Origin of the sequence: Burkholderia sp. E168m23 (genome assembly GCF_016586125.1) — a bacterium.
GTDB classification, from domain to species: Bacteria; Pseudomonadota; Gammaproteobacteria; order Burkholderiales; family Burkholderiaceae; genus Burkholderia; species Burkholderia orbicola.
The window spans coordinates 1-5,876 of record NZ_BCPP01000422.1 but is presented as its reverse complement, the minus strand read 5'-3'; the positions used below and the strand labels follow the sequence as shown (position 1 = coordinate 5,876).

The following is a 5,876-nucleotide window of genomic DNA, read 5'->3' as shown; positions in this document are numbered from 1 at the left end:
CAGCATTTCCCATCTCGTCGGCGCGGTGCTGTCGGTGGCGGGTCTCGTCGCGCTCGTGACGATGGGCGCGCTCGAAGGCGACCCGTACAAGGTGGTGAGCTTCAGCGTGTACGGCGCGATGCTGATCCTGCTCTACGCGATCTCGACGGCATATCACAGCGTGCGCAACCCGCGCCTGAAGGCGATCCTGCAGAAATGCGACCATGCGGCGATCTATCTGCTGATCGCCGGCAGCTATACGCCGTTCACGCTGGTCACGCTGCGCGGCCCGTGGGGCTGGTCGCTGTTCGGCGTGAGCTGGGGGCTCGCCGTGTTCGGCATCGTGCAGGAACTCACGCTCGGGCGCCGCACCCGCCTGCTGTCGATGATCCTCTACGTGCTGATGGGCTGGCTCGCGCTCGTCGCCGTGCGTCCGCTGATCCATGCGCTGCCGCCGATCGGCACCGCATGGCTCGTGGCCGGCGGCGTGATCTACAGCGCGGGGATCTACTTCTTCATCAACGACGAACGCATTCGCCACGGGCACGGCATCTGGCACCTGTTCGTGCTGGCCGGCAGCCTGTGCCAGTTCGTCAGTGTCGCGATGTATGTCGCGTAAGCGGCATGGGGCGTCGAGCCGGTCGGTAACCCCCGGCGAGCGGCGTGCCCGCCGGGGAAGGCGCTAGCGGCGCGCGGCGGCTCGCAGAGGGGCGGTCGTTTCGGCAGTTGCTGGCGCTGCCTGCGCCGTCAGCCACCACGTTGCCGCGGCGAGCACCGACAATCCGGCGGCCAACGTCAGCACCACCCGTACCGCCACCGGGAACGGTTGCAGCGTCGCGATGCACGCGCCGAAAATTGCGACGCCGAGCGCCGATCCGCTTTGCCGTGCCGCGTTCAGCACGGCTGCCGCCACGCCGGCGCGCGGCCGATCGATCGTCCCGAGCGCCGGCGCCGTCGCGGCCGGCGAGATGAAGCCCGATGCGAAACCGATCGCGAGCATCGGCGCGACCGCAAGCCACGCGGGCGTCGTCGCGCCGATGGCCGTTATCCCGAGCGCGCCCGCCGCGTAGAGCCCGAACGCCGCGCACATCGTCCCGCGCGCGCCGAAGCGTGCAACGACCCGCCCCGAGGTGAGGCCGCCGAGCGCGACCATCGCGGTCATCGGCAGGAACGCGAGCCCCGTATCGAGCGGGCTGGCGCCGCGAACCTGCCGATAGAACAGGCTGAGCACGAACAGCAAGCCGTAGAACACGAACGCCGACGCCATCGACACGAACGTCGATCCCGCGAACAGCCGGTTGCGGAAGAACGCGAGCGGCAGCATCGGTGCGCGGCGCCGCGCCTCGATCGCGATGAACGCGATCCACGCGACGACGCTGGCCATCGCGCCGCCGACGATCGGCGCCGAGCGCCAGCCGAGCGACGGGCCTTCGATCAGCGTGCCGATCAGCGCCCCGATCGCGACGATGGCCGCCGCCTGGCCACCCCAGTCGAACTGCCGCGACCGGTCGACGGCGGCGGGCGCGACCGTTCGGCCGAGCCAGATGCCGGCGAGTCCGAGCGGCAGGTTCACGAAGAAGAGGCTGCGCCATCCGGACAGATCGATCAGCAAGCCGCCGATCAGCGGACCCGACGCCATCGCGATGCCGCCGCAGCCCATCCACACGCTGATCGCCGAAGCGCGCGCGGCCGGTTCGGGGAACGCGCGATTGATCAGCGCCAGCGAGCAGGGCACCAGCATCGCGCTGCCGACGCCTTGCAACGCGCGGGCGACCGCGAGCGCCGGCAAGGTCGGCGCGACGCCGCACAGGGCCGACGCGGCGACGAAGACGGCCAGCCCCGCCACATAGACGGTGCGATCGCCGAGCCGGTCGCCGAGCGTGCCGCCCGTCAGCAACAGGCTCGCGAACGCCAGCGTGTAAGCGTTCACTATCCATTGCAGACCGGCCACGCGGCTGCCGAACGTGTGCGCGATGTCGGTGAGCGCGACGTTGACGATCGACGCATCGAGCAGCACGAGCATGTAGCTCACGCAGGTCGCGGCGAGCACGCGGCGCGCGGCGGCCTGATCAGGTACGGCGGCCGTCATGCGCGTTCGGGCGACGGCGACGCGGCGGCCCGCAACGCATTGAACCCGACCCATCCCCAGTACACGCGGTGATGCGCGATCAACCCGTCGCGCAGGTCCATCACCTCGACGAGATCGACCTGGTCGCCGTCCGGCGTTGCGCGCGGGTATTCCCAGACGAGCTGGCGGCCGTTCGAGAAGAACAGCCCGGTTCGGTACCAGCGCCCGAGCTGGTTGTCCGGATTGCGCAGGCCGGCCGCGAAGAATGCGCCGATCGCGGCCTTGCCGTGCAGTACGCCCGAGCCGTGCGCGGGCAGCGTGGCGACGACGAGCGGCGTTTCGAGCACCGCGTCGTCGGCATACAGCGACATCAGCGCGTCGAAGTCGCGGGCGACGACGGCTGCGTGCCAGTCTTCATGGATACGCCGGGCGTTGGCGTCGGTGTCTGCGGGTGTCATGGCGGGTTTCCGGAAGTCGATCACGGAAACCACTGTAGGGGCGTGCCGCCGCGGGACGTTTCACGTCGACCCGAAACGTGGATGCCCTGCCGTGGCGAAGGCGGTCGGGCGTCGGCCCTTAGCCGGCCAGCGCGTCGAGATTCAGCGTATACGACTTGCCGATCCACACCGCGCAATCGCGATGGTCGCGCAGTTCGTCGTGCGTATTCGGATGCAGGAAGATGTCGAGCGCGCCGTGGTTCAGCACGAGCCACGGCACGATGTCGTCGAAGCGCGCGGCGTCGAACGCGATCTGGTACGACCAGGCCGGATGCGGGCCGACGAGGCGTTCGTGAAAGCGGCCGAGTTCGATGACCGCGCCGAACCGCGCGTCGACGACCTGGCGAAACGCCCAGGCCGCGTCGCGGCTCGCCGCATCGAAATAGACGTGCGCGTGCCAGCTGTCGATGGCGGTAGTGTCGAGGGCAGCCATGGAAAGACTCGATTAAAAAAGGGAATGCCTGAGATGCCGTGCGAAACGGCCGATGCGTGATTATCGCGCGTCCTTGCTGCTTGCGTCGTGTCTCAATCCGGAAAGCCGATGCGGATGATTTGTCCTGCATCAGAAGAATCGGCTGATCCGATCAAATCACTTTGGCGGTATCCGCGTGCGCGATATCACGCCGGAGCCTTGCGGGCAGGCGCACCGGCCGGCATCGCACCGGCAACACGCCATTTCGGAAATTGAAAGAGCCGGGCGAGTACCCACCGGATCGTCGGTAGAAATCCGATCAGGTCGTTGAATGAAATAAAGAAATTCCATGTCGGCGGAATTCGCGAACGACGCGGCGCGCACGCCGAATGCCGCACCTGAAAATAACAATTGCGGATTCGGCTATTCAAGCGGGATGCGGCCCGACATACGATGGTTTCAACGCATCGATGATGGATCGATGCGGGGACAACCATCTGGAGGCCATTATGCGATCCCTCGTTCCCGTTGCTGTTCTTTCCTGCGCACTCGTTGCGCTGCCTGCCGTCGCCTTTGCGCAGTCGATCGGTGCCGGCGACATCCCGCATGCCGCGCCGTTGACCTGGTCGGCGGCGCGTGCCGAAACCGATGTGCAACTGATGCAGATGACGCGTGCCGGCTATCGCGCGACGACGGCCGGCAACCAGAACTATCCGCTCGCGATGCAGCGTGCACTCGAACGCGTGTACAACCCGATGCCCGACCGGTGGCCCGACGAGAAGGCCGCGATGCAAGCGCGGGCGGCCCGCGACGCGCAGACCGGCCATCCGGTGAAGGCGTTCTTCGTGAAAACCGCGTATTACCTGAAGGGCGAGAACACGTTTTGATGCAGGAGACGAACATGGCATGCCCCAACCGATTGTCCGGCGTGTGGCGTGCGCCGGCGATACGCAGGCTGCCGGAAGCGGGCGCGACGCGACGGCGCGCCGATATGCACGGCATGCGACGCCGGGCGAACACCCTGCGCGACGCGGGCCGCGGCGCCGTCGTGTGCCGTAGCGCCTGGCCGGGCGTGGGGGAGGACGATGCGTCCGCGAGCGAGGGCGAATCATGAAGGCGGCCCGAAAAGGCCGCCGCCATCCGCCTTTGACGCGCGAATGGCTGCTGCCGCTGCCGCCCGCGCATGCCCGCGACATCTCGCTGAAATGCCACATGGCGCTGGTCGCGCTGCGCGGCGAGCACGGTAGCGAAACGCTGCTGATGCGGCTGCGCACGAGCGTGTATCTGGTGTTCCTCGCGCTCGACGATGCGGTCTCTCCCGACGCGACCATCGACCTGTGCGTCGACGCGGAGCGCGTGCTGGACGCGAGCGTGGCGCGCGCCGTGCAAAGCGGCGCATGGGCGCTGCACGACGACGAATGCGCGGTGCTCGAACGCGTGCTTACCGCGAACGACGCGTGCGTCGCGACGCTCACGCGGCATCGGCTGGCGGAGCTGTGGCGTCATGTGTGCACGTTCGCTTCTGCCGAACAGCCGGGGCTGGTCGCGCAGGCCGCGGCGAAGATGCGGGAGCCGGCCGTTCTGCATTGAGGGGCTGCCACGGGCCGTGTTTCATACGCGTCCCATTCCATCGCGCGGACGCGCGCCGTCTAATGACTTGACTGGAGCCCGGCGTGTCCGGACGAGGATCCATCCTCGCGTTTGCGACGGTCGTGCGTGTCGGCGCGAACGCATTCGTTTCAGTCAGGAGGAGCGATGGCGCTATACAGGAGCGGCGGCTACTTCACGTGCGGAAGTGGCCGCGCATTCAGCGAGAATCTGCCGCCGGGCAGCAAGGTGACGGTGGCGGGCATCTATCGATGCACCGTATGCGGCGACGAAATCGGCATTGCGAAAGCGCAGACGTTGCCGTCCGAGGAAGCGCATCCGCACGATCTCGATCCGCCGTCCGACCCGCTGCTCGATCCGGGGCCGACCGCCTGGCAACTGATCGCCGCGGCGGAGTCTCGAAGCTAGGCAACCGACGTTCGCCCTCGCACGCAGGCGCGCAAGCGCAACGTGTCACACGGTGTCCGTCAAAACGAAAAGCGCCACGGAGCGAATGAACTCCGTGGCGCTTTTTCGATTCCAGCCGCTGCGAAGGCGCGAACCTTCCCGCGGCGCAACGCGCGACTTAAGCGGCCGTTGCCGACTTCGCCGGCTTCTGCAGCTTGCCCTTGCCGGCGCGCTGGATTTCCTCGAGCTTGATCTCGACGTGGCGCGAGAACACGTACTCGGCCGGACGCTGCTTCGCGATCGAGATGTCCGGTGCGAACGGGCCGTCGGTCTTGATGCCCTTGCGGCTCACGCGCAGCGCCTTCAGCGGGTTCGAGATCGTGTCCATCACGGCGGTGGCCTCGAAGCCGCAGTGGACCATGCAGTCCGCGCACTTCTCGTAGTTGCCGACGCCGTAGTTGTCCCACTCGGTCGTTTCCATCAGTTCCTTGAAGGTCTTCACGTAACCTTCGCCGACCAGGTAGCACGGCTTCTGCCAGCCGAACACCGTACGCGCCGGGTTGCCCCACGGCGTGCACTTGTACGTCTGGTTGCCGGCCAGGAAGTCGAGGAACAGCGACGACTGGCTGAACGACCAGCGCTTGCCGCCTTCGCCGCGCTTCAGGATTTCGCGGAACAGGTTCTTCGTCTTGTCGCGGTTCAGGAAGTGCTGCTGATCCGGCGCGCGCTCGTACGCGTAGCCCGGCGACACGGTGATGCCGTCGACGCCGATCGGGCCCAGCGTGTCGAAGAACTTCGCGACGCGCTCCGGCACCGCATCGTTGAACAGCGTGCAGTTGATGTTCACGCGGAAGCCGCGGCGCTTCGCTTCCTTGATCGCCGCGACGGCCTTGTCGTACACGCCTTCCTGCGACACCGAGTGATC

8 protein-coding genes are annotated in these 5,876 nt (G+C 67.3%); 4 read left to right on the top strand and 4 right to left on the bottom strand.

The genetic code is table 11. From position 1 onward, the window contains the following. Window positions 1-598: hemolysin III family protein (locus JMF90_RS20915; RefSeq protein WP_201325384.1), on the top strand; the 598-nt coding region annotated here is incomplete at its 5' end. Window positions 599-661: 63 nt separating this feature from the next. Here JMF90_RS20915 and JMF90_RS20910 read toward each other — a convergent pair. The 3 genes from JMF90_RS20910 to JMF90_RS20900 all read right to left on the bottom strand — a co-directional run bounded on the left by JMF90_RS20910 (window position 662) and on the right by JMF90_RS20900 (window position 2,977). After that, a complete protein-coding gene (locus JMF90_RS20910) occupies window positions 662-2,068 on the bottom strand; it encodes an MFS transporter (RefSeq protein ID WP_011548875.1) in 1,407 nt (468 codons plus the stop codon). After that, window positions 2,065-2,505 carry a nuclear transport factor 2 family protein gene (locus JMF90_RS20905; RefSeq protein ID WP_011548876.1) on the bottom strand — a complete coding sequence of 147 codons (441 nt, stop codon included), beginning with the start codon at window positions 2,503-2,505 and terminating at the stop codon, window positions 2,065-2,067. Before JMF90_RS20905 ends, JMF90_RS20910 begins: the two co-directional genes overlap by 4 nt. Window positions 2,506-2,623: 118 nt before the next feature. Continuing rightward, entirely contained in the window at window positions 2,624-2,977 is a 354-nt protein-coding gene (locus tag JMF90_RS20900; protein ID WP_011548877.1) for a DOPA 4,5-dioxygenase family protein, read from the bottom strand. Between the two features lie 488 nt (window positions 2,978-3,465). On the opposite strand from JMF90_RS20900, the gene JMF90_RS20895 reads away from it, so the two are divergent. The 3 genes from JMF90_RS20895 to JMF90_RS20885 all read left to right on the top strand — a co-directional run bounded on the left by JMF90_RS20895 (window position 3,466) and on the right by JMF90_RS20885 (window position 4,972). Continuing rightward, a complete protein-coding gene (locus JMF90_RS20895; RefSeq protein WP_011548878.1) occupies window positions 3,466-3,843 on the top strand; it encodes a hypothetical protein in 378 nt (125 codons plus the stop codon). Window positions 3,844-4,066: 223 nt separating this feature from the next. Then, window positions 4,067-4,546: a hypothetical protein gene (locus JMF90_RS20890; RefSeq protein ID WP_011548879.1), complete on the top strand. Its 480-nt coding sequence runs from the start codon at window positions 4,067-4,069 to the stop codon at window positions 4,544-4,546. A gap of 165 nt (window positions 4,547-4,711) precedes the next feature. Then, window positions 4,712-4,972 carry a hypothetical protein gene (locus tag JMF90_RS20885; RefSeq protein WP_006485063.1) on the top strand — a complete coding sequence of 87 codons (261 nt, stop codon included), beginning with the start codon at window positions 4,712-4,714 and terminating at the stop codon, window positions 4,970-4,972. Window positions 4,973-5,129: 157 nt separating this feature from the next. Here the strand turns inward: JMF90_RS20885 and hpnH are convergent. Then, window positions 5,130-5,876: adenosyl-hopene transferase HpnH (gene hpnH, locus JMF90_RS20880; protein WP_201325383.1), on the bottom strand; the 747-nt coding region annotated here is incomplete at its 5' end.